This is a genomic window from Streptomyces sp. NPDC051219 (genome assembly GCF_040682335.1).
Classification (GTDB): Bacteria; Actinomycetota; Actinomycetes; order Streptomycetales; family Streptomycetaceae; genus Streptomyces.
This window is the reverse complement of sequence record NZ_JBFBAS010000003.1, coordinates 78,576-96,719: the sequence shown is the minus strand read 5'-3', so window position 1 is coordinate 96,719 and position 18,144 is coordinate 78,576. Positions and strand designations below refer to the sequence as shown.

20 protein-coding genes, 1 tRNA gene and 1 other RNA gene are annotated in these 18,144 nt (G+C 69.5%); 18 read left to right on the top strand and 4 right to left on the bottom strand.

What is annotated here, in order from left to right; genetic code table 11:
- Positions 1–10 precede the first annotated feature (10 nt).
- Positions 11–862 (top strand): hypothetical protein, encoded by an 852-nt coding sequence (locus AB0M62_RS05375; RefSeq protein WP_366072788.1) that lies wholly within the window; start codon positions 11–13, stop codon positions 860–862.
- Positions 862–1,635: a DUF6339 family protein gene (locus AB0M62_RS05370; protein ID WP_366072787.1), complete on the top strand. Its 774-nt coding sequence runs from the start codon at positions 862–864 to the stop codon at positions 1,633–1,635. Before AB0M62_RS05375 ends, AB0M62_RS05370 begins: the two co-directional genes overlap by 1 nt.
- Positions 1,636–1,853: 218 nt before the next feature.
- On the opposite strand, the gene AB0M62_RS05365 is transcribed toward AB0M62_RS05370, so the two are convergent.
- From AB0M62_RS05365 to AB0M62_RS05355, 3 genes are all read right to left on the bottom strand, one after another.
- A complete protein-coding gene (locus AB0M62_RS05365) occupies positions 1,854–2,540 on the bottom strand; it encodes a hypothetical protein (RefSeq protein WP_366072786.1) in 687 nt (228 codons plus the stop codon).
- Between the two features lie 517 nt (positions 2,541–3,057).
- Positions 3,058–3,882 (bottom strand): protein phosphatase 2C domain-containing protein, encoded by an 825-nt coding sequence (locus tag AB0M62_RS05360; protein ID WP_366072785.1) that lies wholly within the window; start codon positions 3,880–3,882, stop codon positions 3,058–3,060.
- The gene (locus AB0M62_RS05355) at positions 3,869–4,705 is read right to left on the bottom strand and encodes a sigma-70 family RNA polymerase sigma factor (protein ID WP_366072784.1); all 837 of its coding nucleotides are present in this window, start codon (positions 4,703–4,705) and stop codon (positions 3,869–3,871) included. Before AB0M62_RS05355 ends, AB0M62_RS05360 begins: the two co-directional genes overlap by 14 nt.
- Before the next feature lie 165 nt (positions 4,706–4,870).
- Between AB0M62_RS05355 and AB0M62_RS05350 the strand changes: the two genes are divergently transcribed.
- The 12 genes from AB0M62_RS05350 to AB0M62_RS05295 all read left to right on the top strand — a co-directional run bounded on the left by AB0M62_RS05350 (position 4,871) and on the right by AB0M62_RS05295 (position 12,085).
- On the top strand, positions 4,871–5,212 hold the full coding sequence (locus AB0M62_RS05350; RefSeq protein ID WP_366072783.1) for a hypothetical protein: 342 nt from the start codon (positions 4,871–4,873) through the stop codon (positions 5,210–5,212).
- Positions 5,213–5,217: 5 nt separating this feature from the next.
- A complete protein-coding gene (locus tag AB0M62_RS05345; RefSeq protein ID WP_366072781.1) occupies positions 5,218–6,579 on the top strand; it encodes an FtsK/SpoIIIE domain-containing protein in 1,362 nt (453 codons plus the stop codon).
- Positions 6,580–6,652: 73 nt separating this feature from the next.
- Positions 6,653–6,832, top strand: a complete 180-nt coding sequence (locus AB0M62_RS05340) for a hypothetical protein (RefSeq protein ID WP_366072780.1) — start codon at positions 6,653–6,655, stop codon at positions 6,830–6,832.
- A gap of 76 nt (positions 6,833–6,908) precedes the next feature.
- Positions 6,909–7,577 (top strand): DUF2637 domain-containing protein, encoded by a 669-nt coding sequence (locus tag AB0M62_RS05335; RefSeq protein WP_366072779.1) that lies wholly within the window; start codon positions 6,909–6,911, stop codon positions 7,575–7,577.
- Positions 7,578–7,589: 12 nt separating this feature from the next.
- Positions 7,590–7,850 carry a hypothetical protein gene (locus AB0M62_RS05330; protein ID WP_366072777.1) on the top strand — a complete coding sequence of 87 codons (261 nt, stop codon included), beginning with the start codon at positions 7,590–7,592 and terminating at the stop codon, positions 7,848–7,850.
- A complete protein-coding gene (locus AB0M62_RS05325) occupies positions 7,837–8,028 on the top strand; it encodes a mobile element transfer protein (RefSeq protein WP_366072775.1) in 192 nt (63 codons plus the stop codon). The genes AB0M62_RS05330 and AB0M62_RS05325 overlap by 14 nt, the downstream gene beginning before the upstream one ends.
- A gap of 20 nt (positions 8,029–8,048) precedes the next feature.
- Positions 8,049–8,243 carry a hypothetical protein gene (locus AB0M62_RS05320; protein WP_366072774.1) on the top strand — a complete coding sequence of 65 codons (195 nt, stop codon included), beginning with the start codon at positions 8,049–8,051 and terminating at the stop codon, positions 8,241–8,243.
- 23 nt (positions 8,244–8,266) lie between these two features.
- A complete protein-coding gene (locus AB0M62_RS05315; RefSeq protein WP_366072773.1) occupies positions 8,267–8,587 on the top strand; it encodes a SpdD-like protein in 321 nt (106 codons plus the stop codon).
- 91 nt (positions 8,588–8,678) lie between these two features.
- Entirely contained in the window at positions 8,679–8,885 is a 207-nt protein-coding gene (locus AB0M62_RS05310) for a hypothetical protein (protein WP_366072772.1), read from the top strand.
- Between the two features lie 138 nt (positions 8,886–9,023).
- Positions 9,024–10,310 carry a replication initiator gene (locus AB0M62_RS05305; RefSeq protein WP_366073058.1) on the top strand — a complete coding sequence of 429 codons (1,287 nt, stop codon included), beginning with the start codon at positions 9,024–9,026 and terminating at the stop codon, positions 10,308–10,310.
- Positions 10,311–10,613: 303 nt separating this feature from the next.
- Entirely contained in the window at positions 10,614–10,853 is a 240-nt protein-coding gene (locus tag AB0M62_RS05300) for a helix-turn-helix domain-containing protein (RefSeq protein WP_366072771.1), read from the top strand.
- Positions 10,853–12,085 (top strand): site-specific integrase, encoded by a 1,233-nt coding sequence (locus tag AB0M62_RS05295; protein ID WP_366072770.1) that lies wholly within the window; start codon positions 10,853–10,855, stop codon positions 12,083–12,085. Before AB0M62_RS05300 ends, AB0M62_RS05295 begins: the two co-directional genes overlap by 1 nt.
- Positions 12,086–12,164: 79 nt before the next feature.
- On the opposite strand, the gene AB0M62_RS05290 is transcribed toward AB0M62_RS05295, so the two are convergent.
- A tRNA-Ser gene (locus tag AB0M62_RS05290) sits at positions 12,165–12,252 on the bottom strand.
- 73 nt (positions 12,253–12,325) lie between these two features.
- Here AB0M62_RS05290 and ffs point away from each other — a divergent pair.
- From ffs to AB0M62_RS05270, 4 genes are all read left to right on the top strand, one after another.
- An RNA gene (gene ffs / locus AB0M62_RS05285) (signal recognition particle sRNA small type) lies at positions 12,326–12,424 on the top strand.
- Positions 12,425–12,481: 57 nt separating this feature from the next.
- A complete protein-coding gene (locus AB0M62_RS05280) occupies positions 12,482–14,821 on the top strand; it encodes a DNA polymerase III subunit gamma and tau (RefSeq protein WP_366072768.1) in 2,340 nt (779 codons plus the stop codon).
- 60 nt (positions 14,822–14,881) lie between these two features.
- Positions 14,882–16,144: a phosphoribosylamine--glycine ligase gene (gene purD / locus AB0M62_RS05275; protein ID WP_366072767.1), complete on the top strand. Its 1,263-nt coding sequence runs from the start codon at positions 14,882–14,884 to the stop codon at positions 16,142–16,144.
- A gap of 201 nt (positions 16,145–16,345) precedes the next feature.
- Positions 16,346–17,977 carry a hypothetical protein gene (locus AB0M62_RS05270; RefSeq protein ID WP_366072766.1) on the top strand — a complete coding sequence of 544 codons (1,632 nt, stop codon included), beginning with the start codon at positions 16,346–16,348 and terminating at the stop codon, positions 17,975–17,977.
- Positions 17,978–18,144: the final 167 nt, after the last annotated feature.

The window sequence follows — 18,144 nt, the reverse complement described above, 5'->3', positions numbered from 1 at the left end:
AGCGGTCACGATGGCCGAGTGGTCGCTTAAGAGCGAAGACGGAGAAGCCGTACCGCTGCCCGCCTTTATACCCGACTGGGACTTTCAGAGAGACCTGTCCCTGGAGACCGTGGTGGGCGTCGACCTCGACGCGGTCAGGGCGTCGGCCGCACTTCCGGACGAGGCCGAACTCGCCCTCTCGGCGATCTGGAGCTCCACCGGCAGCGGCCTTAAACGACTTGCCGACCGCGTTCCGTTGAACGGCGGAGGCACCCGCTCGGCACAGCTTTCGTTCACGGTGGCCGGACGCGACAGCGGCGGCGTGCTGTCCGTCGAGACCCAGCTGGTCCTCGCGAAGGCCTTGGACAACCCGAATCCCGCTGGCCCACGTCGCGCGGGATCCGTGCTGTGGCGTCATGAGGCCCGGGTGCGGTTGCAAGGTGACGCGTCGCAGTTCCCAATGGCCGTGGTCGACTTCAAGAGCGCTGGCTATCCGGAGAACGCTCCCTGGTACCTCGACATTGGCCCGAACCTGGAGGCGGCGACGATGGGCGCCGTCGTGCTCCTCGTGAACAGCGGTACGCCAACCGTGCTAAACGCACTTCGTCGGGCCGACAAAGCGTCGTACGCGGAACGGCTCATCCAATCCGCCGTGCGACAGGACGTCGTCCGCCTGATGGTCGAGAGGGCCGTAACGGATGAGGAGCTGACCGACGATTTGCGGTTCGAGCCGGACACACTCGGCCACACGCTGCTCGGCCTCCTCCGGACCTTCCTGCCCGGGACGTCCCTCACCTCCCTACGCATGACACGTCGGACCGACCCCGCGCTCTTCTCCGCGAAGATCCAACACGCCGTCGGCCTATTCTCCAAGGAGACGTGATGGCCTACCTGTATCCACGCCTTCTGCCCAAAGCCGCGTCCGGGCTCCGGGAGGAGTACCTGAACCGATCTGTTGAGCACCTGCGCGAACGCGCTGGCCTCTCGCACCCCGCCATGTTCTATGCAGCCACCGGAGGCGCGCGTCTTCCCGAGCAAAGGCTCGACGCTCTACGCGAGGCGGTGCTCGCATGCGCCACCGACCGGGGTTACCCCACCAAACCCGGCAGGAAGCAGGCGGCGAGTTTCGACATCGAGGCGGCGACGATCCTCGGCCGAGACTCGGACATCATCCCGGCGGAGGCGGTCGCGGGTGACCTGTGGGCCTTCCTCTCCCTCGTCGTGCTGCCGGATGTGGCGGCGTGGAGGTTCCCGGACCGACACCGCGACCGGGTGCTGGGAACCGACGTCACGCGTCACGTCTTCGGCCGGCTGTGGTGGCGAGCGCACCTTCTATACGACGACGAAGGCGGGAGGGAGGACCTCTACGCATCACTGTCCGTCTTCGGCGAGGCCGCCTTCGACCAGATATACGCACGCCGCACCTCGATCGGTGGGAGTCCGCATCTGGTGCGGGCGATCGTCAGAGTCTGGCAGGAGCTCGACGTCCCACCTGATGTGGAGAGGGCGCTGCTTCGTGACTTCCTCAAGCGAGTGCTCAGACTCAACGCCTTCATGTCCTTCGATTCACTGCTGGCGGAAGTGCTCGACGAAGAGCTTGGAGTTCTGTTTCGGGAGTCGTTCGCTGCGACGGCGGGGGCAAGCTCGCCCGTGTGACGATAACCCTGTGTGCCGTTGGTCTGGGTTGCTTCGACATGTGTTCGGCAGAGGGGCGCCATCAAAGGGAATGCCCCACGTCGGCAACGGATCCCGCTGTGTAACCTCCTCCTCATCGGGTCGTCATGGAGCCCTGTTGGGCTGGGGGAGTCTCAGCCCGGCGGTGGTGCGATGGTCGCCGACCGCTTTCGTCCGGCTCCGGTTCGTTGCTGGTGGTGTCAGTTGTTGATGTCAGGCATCAACGGGGGCTTGGCAGACCCCTGCCGCTCGACTTGCTGGACAATGCGGCTGGCCAGGTCCATGAAGTTCGTGATCGATGGGGCTTCAACGATCAGCAATCTGTCCGCTCGCTCGCTGCCGTCTGCGAAGCCGCACCCGCTTTGGTGTACCAGCGGAGTGAGCCAATGGACGGTGGGACGCTCGGCAGCGAAGAAGATCACTGGCCAGTCTGCCCATGAGTGATCGGAGTAGTGGCTACGGCAACTCGCTGCGGTGAAGCACCCGACAGACGTCAGGGCGTACGACAGTCCTGCCACGCCGATTTCGAGAGCGTCAAGAGGCGATCCGTCTTCGGCGTTTTCGCCCACAACTTGGACGAGCTCGCTATCGGGGTGCTGTGCAGCGTATCCAGCTGGCAGGTAGTCGAGCTCCCCCGCCTCCACTGCCTTGGCCATGGCCTCGAATTCAGCATGAGTGCGGCTTGCCTGATCTACGAGGGCGACAAGGCGCCATTCCTCTTCGATCATGCCGACTGCTTCTTCGCGGCTCACCTCCCCGATCGCCCAGACGTCGCGGAAGTAGCCGTAGCCCTCTTCGCCTACATCCTCCTCCTCGGGCAAGCCCATAGCCAGGTTCGCCGGAAACCTGGGGTCGATGTCGATGTCGATGTCAACGGTGGGGATCACGGGCAGCTCCTACTTGGTTGGGCAGCAAGAAAGAACAGACCGTACTTTCCCCTCCTGAGCACTGGCAGAACAGCCCATCGCCCCCTTCTAACTCGTCACCGTTCCCATGGCGACGATGGTGCGCACCGGGCTCCCATAGGGCGTCGTGGCGCAGATGACCACGCGGCTGGCGGAACGGCTTTGGGCTGGAGCTGCTTTGGCGCGAGTGATCATGGCCCCTTACGCTCGCCAGCGGATCGGGCAGGCTTTGGTCCTGCCCGCAATAGCCCGATCTGGGGCCATGATCTTCGAGGCTCGCGCCAAAGTGGCTGCCTAAAGCCGTGGAGCCGGCCGCCCAGCCACAGCGGGTCTCTCTCCTCCGCCCGCATGCACGCAGCGCGCCGCCGGGCGCGGCCAGCCGGGGCGGAGACAGGAGGCAGGCCGCGCCGCAGAGGCGGCGCGCGCCCGCGCCATGCGCGGGCCTTGAACCCGTAGAGAAGGTTTCTACTCACTCCACGAACCGGCGCTGCCGGAGCGTTCAGAGCTGCAAAAGGGCTGCGGTCGCGTCGTCGTGACGCTTGCTCCGGGGCCACCGCTTGGCGTCAGGGTCCGTCCTCTCCATGGCGCGGGTGCGGTCGATGAGCCCTCGGGGACCTTCGGTTTCGAGGTGGGCCAGGGCCTCGGGCCACGTCATGGAGCGGAAGTCGTCCACCGGCCTGGCTGCGCCGTCTGTGAGGAGTGCTGCGGCTCTGACTTCGGCGACTGGGGCCGAGCCTGCAAGAGATTCGTCGGCCGCCTTGGGATCGGTGGCCGCCACCCAATAGCCATGGGCTGTGTTCATGACGGAGCGCTGGGCGTGCGCGAGTGTGCGGCGCCTGTCCGCTGACCGCATCCCTTGCAGCTCCGCTGCCATGGCTTCTCGTTGGCGCTTCGTCACCTCGGACACTCGGTGATCCGAGATCGCCCGCAGACCGGCTGCGTCGTTGATGAGAATCGTTGAGTCACCGAGGACGAGCCACTCGAACGACGCTTCGCGGGCTCGTGCCAGAACCACAGTGGCGGATGGTGTCATCGGATTATTGAGATCGCACACGCTGCTGTGGAGTTGAGTGACGTGGTGGATCGCGTCTGCCAAGCATTCAGTCAGGCTGGCTCGTTGCTCGGCCGCGCGAGTGTGCAGATCAGTTCCGAGGCGCCGAACGAACCAGGGCACGCCGTGGACGCACCCCGTGTCGAGGGTCTCGGGTATGCCGGCGCCGTCGAGCAAGACTACGACGTTCGGACTCGCTGCAACGAAGTCCTCGTTCTCCCGTCCTGGACTGGGGTCAGTGGCAAAGGAAACCCGCATGTCAAGCTGCCTCATGCCGAAGGACGTCGCTCACGGGCCGGGCGCTCGTGATCCGCTTCGTCTCGGGCTCGTAGTCACAGCCCACGACCATGGAGAAGGGTTCGCTACCGATCTCAGCGTAGAGCTCTCCGACGTGGCCTGACAGGTAGTGCGCCACCCCCAACGACCCGACGGCGTGCACGCCTGCGATAAGCAGGAACATCCCCTCCCCGTCTGGTCGCGGCAGGCGTCCGAGATAGGCCACGTCGCTGGATTGCGGATCACCCGGCTCATCGGAGGGTGAGGTGTAGGTCCGCCCGCTTTCGCGTTCAATCAGGGCCCATCGGCCATCGCTCAACGTTTCGAAGGCCAAGCGAGGATCGCCCTGCAACGCTGCGGCAGTGATCGCAGAGGTCTTCGGACCACACACGACCACTAGCCCCTCTCGGTCGAGATCGATGGCTCCTGACGTGGGGATGTACTCAAGCTCGCCGTCGAGTTGCAGTCGGTGGGCAAGGTTGATCAGCTGTTGCCCCGTGGCGCTGTCCTCAAGTGCCACGAACTCTCGCTCGCCATCACGCTGCGGCACAGCCACGTGGATCCGATCCAAGCCCAGGAAAGCTCGCTCGGTTGGCGGACCTGCGTCCTTGAGCTGCGCGACGCGCGCGCGACTGACTCCCATGAGCTTGGCTACGTCTGCCATAGATAGGCCGCTCTGACGCAGCCACGCGATGCTTTCCTTCCGCATCCGCGAGGTCTCCATGACGGCGGCCTGTAGCTCTTCCATCAGCTCAACCGCGGCTTTGACTCGCAGACTGTGGTCCCTGATGGCTGCGACACGTCGGACTTCATCGATCACGGTCCGACGCCTCCGATCTGCGGTAGGCGGTGGCTTTCACAGCCCAATGATAAGGGGGGCTTGACACTCGCGCTAGGCGGGTGCATCTTTGTGGTAACCCCCCCTTAGCAGCCGCTGAGAGGGGTCCTGGGTGGTAACCCCCCCTTACCGCAAGGAGTCGGCTCCATGGCTAGCTTCAAGATCGACCTTTCGACCGCGGTGGTGTTCGTAGCGGTTGAGCCGAAGCTGAAGGTGATCAACAAGGAGACGGGTGAGGTCGCCGTCGACCGTGAGACCAAGGCGAAGATGATGACGGTCGGCCTGACCATCGCGGATGACGGTGAGGCGAACCTGTACAACGTGTCGATCCCGGAGACGGGGATCCCGGCCGGTGTGAAGCTGGGGCTGCCGGTCAAGGTCGTCGGCCTCAAGGCCCGGGACTGGGAGAACACCTTCGGCGGGGAGAAGCGGTTCGGCATCGCCTTCCGCGCGGTCGCTCTGGTTACCCCGTCCGGCGCGGAGGACTGACCGGGATGTCCAGCGAGCTGTTAGCAGCCCTGCTGCTCGTCCTGGCAGCCGTCGCGCTGGTGCTGCGGTGGCAGCGTCCGGCCTGGTACTGGATGACCTTCGGGGTCGTCTTCGCGATGATCCGGGTGACCGTCCGGTACGCCTCGGTCATGGACGCCTGCGGGCTGACCGTTCCGCCGTCCCGGCTGCGGCTGACCCTGGCCCGGATGGCCAACCGGCCGGCGCCGGAGTCCCGTCCACCGCGGGTCCTGCGGCTGCGACCGACCCGTACGGGCCTGGTGCTGCGGCTGAAGCTGCGGCCCGGTCAGGACGCGTTCGACTTCGCGGCCTCCACGGACCGGCTGCGGCACTCGTTCTCGATGCAGGGCATCATCTCCCGCGAGATCAAGTCAGGCGTGGTCGAGCTACGGATGACCGGCTACGACGTCCTCAAGCGCGTGCAGATGCCCGCCAAGATCGAGCGAAAGGGCCTGCGGATACCCGTCGCCCTGCGCGAGGACGGGGAGGTCCACTACCGGGACTACGAGGAGGTGCCACACGCGCTGAACCTGGGCGCCACCAAGTCCGGCAAGTCCGTCTATCAACGGCACTTGGTCAAGGAACTCGCCCCACGCCACGTCGCCCTCGCCGGAATCGACTGCAAGCAAGGCGTCGAACTCGCTCCGCTGGCACGCCGGTTCACCGCCTTGGCCGACAACCCCGACAAAGCGGCTGACCTGCTGGAAGCCCTCGTGGCCCGGATGGGTGCGATCTACCAGGTGATCCGGCGGGAACAGCGGATCAGCGCGGACACGCCGGATGCGGAGATCACCGCCGACATCTGGGGCCTGCCCGCGGAGTCGCGGCCGGTGCCGATCGTGCTGGTCGTGGATGAGGTGGCGGAGCTGGCGCTGTTCGCCAACCCGGCAGAGAAAAAACGCCGCGAGCGGATCATCACTGCCCTGGTCCGCCTTGTTCAGCTCGGCCGCGCGGCAGGCATCTATGTGGAGATCTGCGGGCAGCGCTTCGGCGCCGAACTCGGCGACGGGATCACCATGCTCCGGGCCCAGCTGACCGGCCGCGTCTCACACCGGGTCAACGATGAAGCCTCCGCCAAGATGGCGTTCGGCGACATATCCCCGGACGCGGTACTAGCCACCACACAGATCCCCACCGAACGGCCCGGCATGGCCATTGCCGGTGACTCCTCGGGCGGCTGGATCCGCATCCGCACCCCCTTCACCTCGATGCGCCAGGCCGTGTCCGCCTGCAACGCGCACGCGCACCGCACCCCGGAGATCGCGGAGCTGGCGCCGTTTCGTCCGGTGCTGCCGGACCTCGCGTCGGTCGAGATCCCGACCCTCGCCGCAGCACCCACCACCGCCTGAACCACCCCGCCCGTCGGTCGGCGCGACCGTCTCGCGCCAGGTCTCTACCCCTGCCATGCCCGAAGGAGGAGCCATGACGGCACGGAAGAGCACCAGCCGCAGGGCCGCGAAGCCCAAGCCCTGTCCCGACTGCAAGACCGGTCAGGTCTCGGAGTCCTTCCAGGTCGGCGGCCGCCACAAGCACCAGAGCACCGACCGGCAGGAAGCCCTCTGCCTGACTTGCTTCGGCACCGGCCAGGCCCCGAACGACTGAACACCCGCCGCGACCGGGCGGCAAGACCTCGTGAGCCCCGCCCGGCCCGGCCCCAACCCCAGAGGAGGTGAAGACCGTGACCCGCTCGATCCGCCCGGATGCCGTGCTGGTGCAAGCCGTGATCGCCGGAGCGCTGTCCTTCGCCCACCTGCACGACCTCGCTGCCGCTGCCGGACAGGACGGCTGGAAAGCCTGGGCCTACCCGGTCTCCGTCGACCTGCTGCTCGTCGCGGCCTGGCGACGCCTGCGCATCTTGCGGGCCCAGGGTGAGCCCGCCTGTGCCGCGTGGACCTGGTTCGCCGTCGCCCTGGCCGCCTCCCTGGGCGCCAACGTCGCCACCGCGGGACTTCTCGACCTGAGCGACGTGCCTGACTGGCTGCGCATCCTGGTCGCCGGCTGGCCCGCCCTGGCGTTCCTCGGCGGCACCCTCCTCGTCCACTCACCGACCAGTGAAGCCACTGGTGCCATCGACCCTGCACCGCTGCACGTGGTCGAGCCGGTGACTGCGCCAGCCGAACCGGACCCCGCGCCTGAGCCGGAAGCGGTCGAGGCCGCAGAGCTTGTTCCCGCCCTCCCTGCCTCACCGCCGCCCGCCGATGTACCACCCGCCCTCGTGGACCACGCCCGCAAGGTCGCCGAAGCCCATCGCTCGGCAACCGGCACACCAATCGATGCCGCCACCCTGCGCGACCGCCTCGGCCTGCCCGGCCCGATGGCCGACCAGCTCGCCGTCCACCTCGCCTAACGGAGGTTCTTCATGACTTCGATCAGCTTCCACCTGGCCGAGAAGCCGTTCGTGCTGTGCCACGACTACGGCACGGAGCGCACTCCGATCCTCGCCGTCCAGGACACGCACGCATCGCTGACGCTCTGCGCTGACGACGACCTCTCCCCGGCCGAGCAGCTCAAGTTCGCGCGAGATCTCTTGGCCGCCGTCACCGCGTACGTCGCCGCTGTCGAGAAGTACGCCGCCCCGCTCACCTGCCACGAAGGGACAACGCGCCATGCGTGCCCGTGACTTCTTCTACTCCGTGATGCGGATCGGCCCGGTGCAGATCGGCACCCACCGCGACCGCAACGGACGCACCAAGCACGCCGCCGTCTGCTCGCGCGACGACTGCGGCTGGTCCGCCGACTACACCACCCGCTCCGCCGCTCAGCTCGCCGCCCGCACCCACCGCTGCCGCGGCAACTGACCTATCCGGAAAGACCTGCCGTGAACGTCGAACTGCCGCTGATCGTCCTGGTCGCCATCTTCGGCTACTTCGGGATCCGCCTCATGCGTCCGCCGACCTGGCTGATCGTCGTGCTCCTCCTAGGCGGCTTCCTCCTCGCCGACACCTTCCTCGCCCCCGCCATCGAATCCGGCACCAAGACCGGCGTCGACGTCGTCAACGGCACCACCAAGTAACCAGCCCCGAAGGGAGATCCATCATGCTCCGACCCCGTGTCCCGACCATGCCGACTCCGACCGGCATCGTCACCCCGCTCATCCACCCGGCCCCGGCCGAGCAGCACCACACCGACTGCGCCTGTCAGCACACCACCCCGGCCCTGGCCCCGACGTCGGCTCCTGCGGTCCGGTTGACCCCGACCGGCCTGCTCGCCGTCGTCGGCGGTGGCGCCGCGGTCGTTCTCGTCATCGGTGCGGTCCTGGTCTCGCTGCTGCTCGCGGTCGCCATCACCGCCGTCTCGGTCGCGGTCTGCGCCGTCGTCTTGCGCTCGCTCGCCAACGGCCAGACGCGACAGCGCTGACCGGCCCTCCGGGCGGCCTCTACCGCCAAGTATCCGCCGCCCGGACGGCTAGGGCCCCTATCCGATCCATCAACCGGAAGGAAGCAACATCATGCCCCAGCACCACCCTGCCCTGGCCCGCGTCTGCCCGGACTGCGACGGCTTTGCCTCCGTTGCCATCACCCTCGGCGGCCGCACTCCCGCCGGGCACCTGCGGACCGTCACCGCCCACTGCCGCGCCTGCCACGGCACCGGCACCATCCCCGCCCTGCGCACCCTCGCCGCCGCTGCCGCCGCTGCCGTCTTCGGCCGCCGCTGACCATCCGCCGGGACACCATGCCGGCCGAACCTTCCCGGCGCCCCGGCCAACCCCCGTTGAGAGGAGGAACCCACCTTGACCAAGACCACCGCACCGCCGCCGGTAGGTGATCTCGCCTTCCTCGCCTCGCTGGGCACTATGCCCGGTCTGGTCCGACAGCTCCGCGGCCTGGGCGGCTGCACGACTCCGATCCGCCTCGACGGCCACCGCACCGACATCGACGCGGCGACCGGTGAGATCGTCGGCGAACTGAACGCCTCCGATCTGCCCGCCGGGAATCTGCTGGTGCGGTGTAACAACCGCCGCGCCACCCGCTGCCCGGCCTGCGCCGAGACCTACCGCCGTGACACGTACCAGCTGATCACCGCCGGACTGCGGGGCGGCAAGGGCGCCCCGGAGGCAGTCGCCACCCACCCGCGGGTGTTCGCCACTTTCACCGCTCCAGGCTTCGGCCCCGTCCACAACCAGCCCGCTACCGGCCGCTGCCGCTGCGGTGCTCAGCACCCCAACGACGCACCCGAGTTAGGCACCCCGCTCGACCCCGACACCTACGACTACGAAGGGGCCGTGCTGTGGAACGCGCATGCCTCGAAGATCTGGGCCCGCTTCTCGATCTACCTGCGTCGGGAGGTCGCTAAGCGCGCCGGGATCACCCAACGGGACTTCGCCGACCACGCCCGCGTGTCGTTCGCCAAGGTCGCCGAGTACCAGCGGCGCGGCGCGATCCACTTCCACGCCGTCATCCGCCTCGACGGCCCGGACGGTGGCGACACCCCGCCCCCTGCCTGGGCGACGGCCGAACTCCTCGCCGAGGCCATTCACGCCGCCGCCACCGCGGCCGACGTGCCCGGCCCGGTCGTCAACGGCCGCGTCCATACCTTCGCTTTCGGCCGCCAGCTCGATATCCGCACCATCCGATCCGCCGACTTCGACGGCGGCACCGAACTGACCGAACGGGCCGTGGCCGCCTACATCGCCAAGTACGCCACCAAGGGCGCCGAGACCGCTACCGGCGCGCTCGACCGGCCGATCAAGTTCCTCGCCGAACTCGGGCGCATGACCATCCCCGAACACGCACGCCGCATGATCCGCACCGCCTGGACTCTCGGCGCCCGAAAAGACCTCGAAGACCTACGCCTCCGCGCCTGGGCCCACATGCTGGGCTTCCGCGGCCACTTCTCCACCAAAACCCGCCGCTACTCCACCACCCTCGGCGCCCTCCGCACCGCCCGCGCCGAATGGCGACGCCTCCAAGTCGCCATCGCACGTGGCGACCACACCCACGCGCCGGCCGACCCGGACAGTGACGACACCACCCTCGTCCTCGCCCACTGGAGCTTCGCCGGAACCGGCCTCACGCGCGGAGAGGAATGGTTAGCCGCAGCACTCGCACCCGACACCACGGAAGGAGAAGCGACCGCATGAGCACGACCATGATCCGGCGCAAGTGGTCGTGTGAGGCACTCGCCGCTGGAGGGAGCAGACCATGGGTGACCGTTTGCCAACCGTGCCAGGTACGGACTGCCCAGTGTGCCGCCAGGACTGTGCCGACCGCGCCACTTGCTCGGCCGCCCTCGCCGCCGGGGAATGGACCGCTTGCCTGGAATGCGGCGGCGAAGGCCGCCACTCGACCGAACCGCGTTACCCGTGCCCTGTGTGTGGCGGTTCCACGCTCGTGGCCACACGTGACGTTTTGTCCCTGCTCGGCCTCGACCTCTGGGAGGAAAAGTGACCTCAGCCACCGCCACAGTGGCCCCCGTGGCCTCGGACCCGACGCTCCTGCTCCTTTCTGTCGAGGAAGCCGCCCGCCGTCTCGGCATCGGCCGGACCACGTGCTTCGGCCTCATAGCCTCGGGCGAACTTGAGTCGGTCAAGGTAGGAAGCCTGCGGCGCATTCCCGCCGATGCCCTGGCCGCATACATCGCCCATCTCCGCGCCCCTTCCGTCTCCGCGGTCGGTGATGCGTGATGGCGAAGGGGAGCCGAGAGCCGAACGGTGCGGCCTCGATTTACAAGGGCGCCGATGGCCGATGGCACGGCCGTGTCACCGTCGGTGTCCGCCCGGATGGCAAGCCGGACCGGCGTCATGTCGGCCGCAAAACCAAGGCTGAAGTCGTCAAGGCAGTCCGGGAGATCGAGCGAAAGCGCGATGCAGGGAACCTCAGCAAGCCGGGCGAGACATGGACGCTCGGGAGGTGGCTAGAGCACTGGGTGCATGGGATCGCCAAGAAGTACGTCTCTGAGAACACGTACGACGGTTACGAGGTTGACGTACGTGTGCACCTGGTGCCGGGCATCGGGTCTCACCGGCTCGACCGCCTGGAACCAGAGCACCTGGAGGCGTTCTACGCCAAGATGCAACGCGAGGGCAGCAAGGCCGGGACCGCGCATCATGTGCACCGTACGGTCCGTGTGGCGCTAGCTGAGGCCAGGCGGCGCGGGCACCTCTCCCGCAACGTTGCCGAGATCGCTCGTCCTCCTCGGATCGAAGAGGAGGAGGTAGACCCCTACACGGTCGAAGAAGTGCGGAGTTTGCTCCTCGAAGCGTCGAAGCTCCGGAACAGCGCACGGTGGGTCATCGCACTGGCGCTGGGCCTCCGCCAAGGAGAGGCGCTCGCGCTCCAGTGGGAGGACATCGACCTTGACGCGGGGTACCTCCGCATCCGGCGGAACCGGCTGCGGCCGAGGTACCGGCACGGCTGCGACGGCAACCCGTGTGGCAGGAAACCGGGCTATTGCCCCGAGCGAGAGCAGGTTCGGCGTGAGCACAAGACCACGAAGTCGCGCTCCGGCCGCCGTACAGTCGGCTTACCGGCTCCGCTGGTCAAGCTTCTTCGCCAGCACAAGGAGACGCAGGACCGCGAGCGAGCAGAGGCCGGGGCCGATTGGGAGCACAAGGGCTACGTCTTCGCTTCGCCGACCGGCGGGCCGCTGAGCCCGAACACTGACTACCACCTGTGGAAGCGGCTGCTCCAGGACGCAGGCGTACGTGACGGCCGTCTCCACGATGCCCGGCACACGGCGGGCACGGTCCTCCTCCTACTTGGTGTCCCGGATGTGATCGTGGACGCGATCATGGGCTGGGAGCCGGGCGGTGCCGCGCGGATGCGGGCTCGCTACATGCATGTGACTGGGCCCATGCTGCGCAAGGTAGCGGACCAGGTCGGTGAGAAGCTTTGGGGCTCCTCCGGGGCCAACTGAGACCAGAAGTGAGACCACACACGTCGAAGGGCCCCACCGCGAACGGTGGGGCCCTTCGACATCGTGCCCGGTGAGGCACTGGCGGAGGATACGAGATTCGAACTCGTGAGGGGTTGCCCCCAACACGCTTTCCAAGCGTGCGCCCTAGGCCACTAGGCGAATCCTCCGCCGCAAACAATACAAGACGTTGAGGAGTGCTCGCGAACTCGTTCCCCGGCCCATGCATCGGCTAGGGTGGGGGTCAGCCCCTCACGCGGCGCTATCTCACCCAACTCCCCCAGGGCCGGAAGGCAGCAAGGGTAAGTGGGCTCTGGCGGGTGCGTGAGGGGCGCTTCTGTGTCCCGGCGGCCCGGCGGGCGGCGCCCAATGTCGGTGGGCCCCGATAACCTCGTATGCGTGTCGTCCCTTGCGCTGTACCGCCGCTACCGCCCCGAGTCGTTCGCCGAGGTCATCGGGCAGGAGCATGTCACTGCCCCTCTCATGCAGGCCCTGCGCAACAACCGGGTCAACCACGCGTACCTGTTCAGCGGGCCGCGCGGCTGCGGCAAGACGACCAGCGCGCGCATCCTCGCCCGCTGCCTGAACTGCGAGCAGGGGCCGACGCCCACTCCCTGCGGTACGTGCCAGTCCTGCCAGGACCTGGCGCGCAACGGGCGGGGCTCGATCGACGTGATCGAGATCGACGCCGCCTCGCACGGTGGCGTGGACGATGCCCGTGATCTTCGTGAGAAGGCGTTCTTCGGGCCCGCCTCGAGTCGTTACAAGATCTACATCATCGACGAGGCGCACATGGTCACCTCGGCGGGCTTCAACGCTCTGCTGAAGGTGGTCGAAGAGCCGCCGGAGCACCTCAAGTTCATCTTCGCGACGACCGAGCCCGAGAAGGTCATCGGCACGATCCGGTCGCGTACCCACCACTATCCGTTCCGACTGGTGCCACCGGGCACCCTCCGCGACTACCTGGCGGAGGTCTGCGCCCAGGAGGCGACGCCTGTCGCGGACGGCGTACTTCCGCTCGTCGTACGGGCGGGCGCGGGGTCCGTCCGTGACTCCATGTCCGTCATGGACCAGCTCCTCGCCGCCGCGGGCGAGGAGGGTGTGACATACGCCATGGCGACCTCCCTCCTCGGATATACGGACGGCTCGCTGCTGGACGCCGTGGTGGACGCCTTCGCGGCCGGAGACGGCGCGGCCGCGTTCGAGGTGGTGGACCGGGTGATCGAGGGCGGCAACGACCCTCGGCGCTTCGTCGCGGACCTGCTGGAGCGACTGCGCGATCTGGTGATCCTCGCGGCGGTGCCGGACGCCGGGGAGAAGGGGCTGATCGACGCGCCCGCCGACGTGGTCGAGCGGATGCAGGCGCAGGCGTCCGTTTTCGGGGCGGCCGAGCTGAGCCGCGCCGCGGACCTGGTCAACACCGGGCTCACCGAGATGCGGGGCGCGACCTCGCCGCGGCTTCAGCTGGAGCTGATCTGTGCGCGCGTGCTGCTGCCGGCCGCGTTCGGAGACGAGCGGTCGGTGCAGGCGCGTCTCGACCGGCTGGAGCGCGGTGGCGCCGGGGCGGCGTTCATGGCGGGTGCCGGCGCGGGGGCGGTGATGGGGTACGTGCCCGGGCCGGAGGCCCATGGCCTGGTGCCGCAGGCCCCACATACCCCCCAAGCCCCTGCTTCCCCGGCCCCGCAGACCCATCCCGGCGCCGGCCCGGCCGCCGTCCGCGCGGCGGTGCGCGGTGCGGACACGCCGGAGACGGGCCCGGCTGCGGCTCCTGCCGGGCCGTCCCCCACCGCAGCCGTACCCGGCGGGCCCACCGGGCCGGGGGCGTGGCCGGGTGCGGCTCCGACCGCAGCTCCCGCGACGCCGGAGCCCGCCGCTCCGCAGGCACCGGCTGCCGCTGACGTGCCGGCGCCGCAGCGAACCGGCGCCTGGCCGGGAACCGCGACGCCGCCGGCTCCGGCCTCCCCGCCCGCGTCCGCAGGTTCCGCCTCCGGCCAGCGGCCGGGGGCCTGGCCCGGCTCCGGGGGCCCCGCGGCCGCCGCCGCGAGCGCGCCCGGCACACCGGCCCCGCCGGCCGCACCGCCGGCGCCGAGTGCCGCGCCCGCGCCCGGTATGGCGCAGGGCGCCGCGCAGGTGCGCGGCATGTGGCCGAACGTCCTGGAGGCCGTCAAGAACCGACGGCGTTTCACGTGGATCCTGCTCAGCCAGAACGCCCAGGTGACCGGGTTCGACGGGACGACCCTGCAGCTCGGATTCCCCAATGCCGGAGCCCGGGACAACTTCGCGAGCAGTGGCAGCGAGGACGTGCTGAAGCAGGTCCTGGCCGAGCAGTTCCAGGTGCAGTGGAAGATCGAGGCCGTCGTCGACGCCTCGGGCGGCGGGACACCCCCGCCCGGCCCGGGCGGCGGCTTCGGCGGAGGCGGTGGTGGCGGCGGCTTCGGTGGTGGTGGCGGCTTCGGCGGAGGCGGCGCGCCCGCGGCGCCCGCGCCCGTACAGACCGCCCCGCCCGTCGCTCCCGTCGGCCACGCGCCCGGACCACAGACGGCGCCCGCCCACCGGGCGGTGCCCGCCCCCGAGCCGCAGCGCCCGGCCCACCGGGAACCGGAGCCCCCGCCGGTCGCCCCCGAGGACGATGTTCCGGCGGAGGACGACCCGGACCTGGACGACACCGCACTGACCGGCCACGACCTGATCGTGCGCGAACTGGGCGCGACGGTCGTGGAGGAATATACGAATGAATAGGGCCCGGCCCCTCGGCAGCCCGTACAAGGGCACGCTCTGCAGCGGGCTAGGCTGCATGCCGTGAAGGTCCTTGTCATCGGCGGCGGTGCCCGCGAACACGCCCTGTGCCGCTCTCTGTCCCTCGACCCCGACGTCAGCGCGCTGTACTGCGCCCCCGGCAACGCCGGCATCGCCGAGGTGGCGGAGCTGCACCCGGTCGACGCCCTCGACGGTGCTGCCGTGGCGCGGCTCGCCACGGAGCTGGAGGCAGGGCTCGTCATCGTCGGCCCGGAGGCCCCGCTCGTCGCAGGCGTCGCCGACGCGGTACGGGAGGCGGGCATCCCCTGCTTCGGCCCGTCCGAGGAGGCCGCCCGGCTGGAGGGCTCCAAGGCCTTCGCCAAGGACGTGATGGCCGCCGCCAACGTCCCGACAGCCCGTAGCTATGTCTGTACGACGCCCGAAGAGGTCGACACGGCGCTGGACGCCTTCGGTGCCCCGTACGTCGTCAAGGACGACGGGCTCGCCGCGGGCAAGGGCGTCGTCGTCACCGACGACCTCGAACGGGCCCGGCAGCACGCCCTCGCCTGTGAGCGCGTCGTCATCGAGGAGTTCCTCGACGGTCCCGAGGTGTCCCTGTTCGCCATCACCGACGGCGTGACGGTGCTTCCACTGCAGCCCGCCCAGGACTTCAAGCGCGCTCTGGACAACGACGAGGGCCCGAACACCGGGGGCATGGGTGCGTACTCGCCGCTCCCGTGGGCCGACCCGAAGCTGGTCGACGAGGTCATGCAGACCGTCCTCCAGCCCACCGTCGACGAGCTGCGCCGCCGCGGTACGCCCTTCTCCGGGCTGCTGTACGCGGGGCTCGCGATCACCAGCCGCGGCGTACGCGTGATCGAGTTCAACGCGCGCTTCGGCGACCCGGAGACCCAGGTGGTCCTGGCCCGGCTGCAGACCCCGCTCGCCGGCGTCCTGCTCAACGCCGCCAATGGCACGCTCGAGGCCCAGCCGCCGCTGATCTGGCGCGACGACGCGGCCGTCACGGTGGTCGTCGCCTCGCACAACTACCCCGACACCCCCCGCACCGGGGACCAGATCGACGGCCTGGACGACGTGGTGGCCCAGGGTGCTCCGCACGCATACGTCCTGCACGCCGGCACCCGGCGGGACGGGGACGCGATCGTGAGCGCGGGCGGGCGGGTGCTGTCCGTGACCGCGACCGGCGCCGACCTGGCCCAGGCTCGTGAGCGGGCGTACGCGGCCGTGGCCCGCATCCACCTCGACGGCGGCCACCACCGTACCGACATCGCCGCGAAGGCGGCCGCCGGAGACCGGCGGGCGTAATCAGCCACCTTTGCCCAAAGCCATTCCATCGAGTGACCGATGGGCCATCCGGCTGACGGTCGCCCGAGCCCCAACTAGGGTGCGGCGCAAGCGTTCCGGCACTTGGCCCACCGGCATTGCGATGTCGGTCACGGGTGCCACAGTGGGGGAGTGACCAAAGCCGTCGCAGGGCAGAGGGGGTGACATCCGGTCGTGTCCGGTATGGGTGTGGAAGTGGGCGCGCAGGTGGCGCGTTCCCGGGCCATGGCCGTGCTGCGGGTCCGCAGCCGGGCCCTGGCCGTCGCCCTGCTCCCCGCCGCCGCCGCCGTCGTGCTGCTGGCGGGCGGTGTCACGGGGCGCCTGATCGGCCCGGCTTGGGACACCGCGCGCTGGGTGATCTCCGGTGTCGCCCTCCTCGTTCTGCTCCTCGCCGGCATCTTCACGGCCGTGGTGGTACGGGCCGGCCCTGCCGTCAGCCCGACCGTGCCGCTCGCCGAGGCGTCCGCGCCCGACCTGTACCGGCTGGTGCGGGACCTCGCGGACCGTCTCGGGGTGCCCGAGCCGTCCGCGATAGCCCTGACGCCCGACTGCGACAGCTGGCTCGAGGACCGTACGCACCCCGCGCATCGCATATCCGGTGACGGGATCCGCGGCCCTGCGGTCGTCGCCGGTGCCCCCGTCCTGGTCATCGGTTCGCCGTTCCTGTGGTGGATGCGGGTGGCCGAGCTGCGGGCCGTCCTCGCGCCCGTCGTGGCCGGCACCGGACCTTCTGCGAATCCCGACATAGCCGCCGCCCGTCGTTTTGTGCGGGGTCTGGACGCTGCTCTCGCCGTCGCCGCCCGTCCCGGGCAGGGGCAGGCGCGGGCGCTTGCCCTCTCCGTCGTCGGCCGGCCGGCCCGGCTGCTGCTGGGCCTGTGCCGCACGCACGCGACCGAGATGGAGCGCGGGGTCGCCGCCGCCGCGTCCGAGCGTGCACAGGCTGTGGACTACGGACTGCGGATCGTCGCCCAGGAGCAGGTCGGCCTCGCGTACGCGGGCTGGGACCGGCTGCTGACGCGGGTCGCCCTGCCTGCCTGGCGGATGGGCCGCTGGCCGTCCCGGCTCGACGCGGGTGTCGTCTCCGCCCTCACCGAGCTGTCCCGCCGCGACCGCCTCGCCGAAGGCTTCGCCTCCCGGTTGGGCGAGCGGCCCGCCTGTGATCTGCTCGAGGAGCCCGGAGCCGTGGACGAGGCCGCGTCCCTTCTGGCCGCCCGGCTCTTCCACGGAGGCCCGGCCGGGGCCGGGCCCGACTGGGCCCCGGTGGACTGGCAGCAGTACCCAGAGGAGGTCGTCGACCGGAAGTGGCGCACGGAGGCGGCCCGCCTGCACCGGGTCCTCGATGCGATGGGCGTCCGCCGCCCGGCCCACGAGACGGGTCCCACCCTCGACCGGGTCATGGCCCACCTCGCGAGCGAGAGCTGTGACCCGCTGGCCGCCGGGGTCACCGCCGAGGTGGCCCGCGAGGAGGCGGCGGTGCCCGAGCCGCCGCGCGGCCCCGGTGCCGGTACCGGTACCGGCGAGGACCTCTGGGACACCGGAACGGTCCCGCTCTTCCCTCTCCAGCCACCGCGAACCGGGCGGGAACTGCTCACGGACCACGTCACGGCGATGGTCTGCTGCGCGGCAGTCGACACCGCCGGCGCGGTCCCCGGCCTGGACTGGCTGGACGGCCCGGCTCTGCTGGTCGGCGGCGAGCGACGTACCGACCTGGGCAATCGCGTCCTGCGTCTGGTGGAGGAAGGCGATCCGGAGCCATTGCGCGCCTGGCTGCATTCCCTGGGAGTTCGCGCGGAGAAGCCGGTCCGTCTCGTGTGAGGCCCGCCCGCCACATGGCGGACCGTGGCACGTGACTTCCGGGGGAAGGCGGAGGGCTGCATGCGGAGGGTTACATCCGGAGGGCTGTATTCCGTTCACGTCGATTCGCGACGAACGGTGACGGAGTGCGTGCGTTATGTGATGTGCTGGGACCGGTAGCGGGTGAA

What these genes read in the sequence shown, in the direction of transcription:
- AB0M62_RS05375 (WP_366072788.1), top strand. Translation starts at nt 11, where the DNA reads ATGGCCGAGTGGTCGCTTAAGAGCGAAGACGGAGAAGCCGTACCGCTG.
- AB0M62_RS05370 (WP_366072787.1), top strand. Translation starts at nt 862, where the DNA reads ATGGCCTACCTGTATCCACGCCTTCTGCCCAAAGCCGCGTCCGGGCTC.
- AB0M62_RS05360 (WP_366072785.1), bottom strand. Translation starts at nt 3,882, where the DNA reads ATGAGGCAGCTTGACATGCGGGTTTCCTTTGCCACTGACCCCAGTCCA.
- AB0M62_RS05350 (WP_366072783.1), top strand. Translation starts at nt 4,871, where the DNA reads ATGGCTAGCTTCAAGATCGACCTTTCGACCGCGGTGGTGTTCGTAGCG.
- AB0M62_RS05345 (WP_366072781.1), top strand. Translation starts at nt 5,218, where the DNA reads ATGTCCAGCGAGCTGTTAGCAGCCCTGCTGCTCGTCCTGGCAGCCGTC.
- AB0M62_RS05340 (WP_366072780.1), top strand. Translation starts at nt 6,653, where the DNA reads ATGACGGCACGGAAGAGCACCAGCCGCAGGGCCGCGAAGCCCAAGCCC.
- AB0M62_RS05330 (WP_366072777.1), top strand. Translation starts at nt 7,590, where the DNA reads ATGACTTCGATCAGCTTCCACCTGGCCGAGAAGCCGTTCGTGCTGTGC.
- AB0M62_RS05325 (WP_366072775.1), top strand. Translation starts at nt 7,837, where the DNA reads ATGCGTGCCCGTGACTTCTTCTACTCCGTGATGCGGATCGGCCCGGTG.
- AB0M62_RS05315 (WP_366072773.1), top strand. Translation starts at nt 8,267, where the DNA reads ATGCTCCGACCCCGTGTCCCGACCATGCCGACTCCGACCGGCATCGTC.
- AB0M62_RS05310 (WP_366072772.1), top strand. Translation starts at nt 8,679, where the DNA reads ATGCCCCAGCACCACCCTGCCCTGGCCCGCGTCTGCCCGGACTGCGAC.
- AB0M62_RS05305 (WP_366073058.1), top strand. Translation starts at nt 9,024, where the DNA reads ATGCCCGGTCTGGTCCGACAGCTCCGCGGCCTGGGCGGCTGCACGACT.
- AB0M62_RS05295 (WP_366072770.1), top strand. Translation starts at nt 10,853, where the DNA reads ATGGCGAAGGGGAGCCGAGAGCCGAACGGTGCGGCCTCGATTTACAAG.
- AB0M62_RS05270 (WP_366072766.1), top strand. Translation starts at nt 16,346, where the DNA reads ATGGGTGTGGAAGTGGGCGCGCAGGTGGCGCGTTCCCGGGCCATGGCC.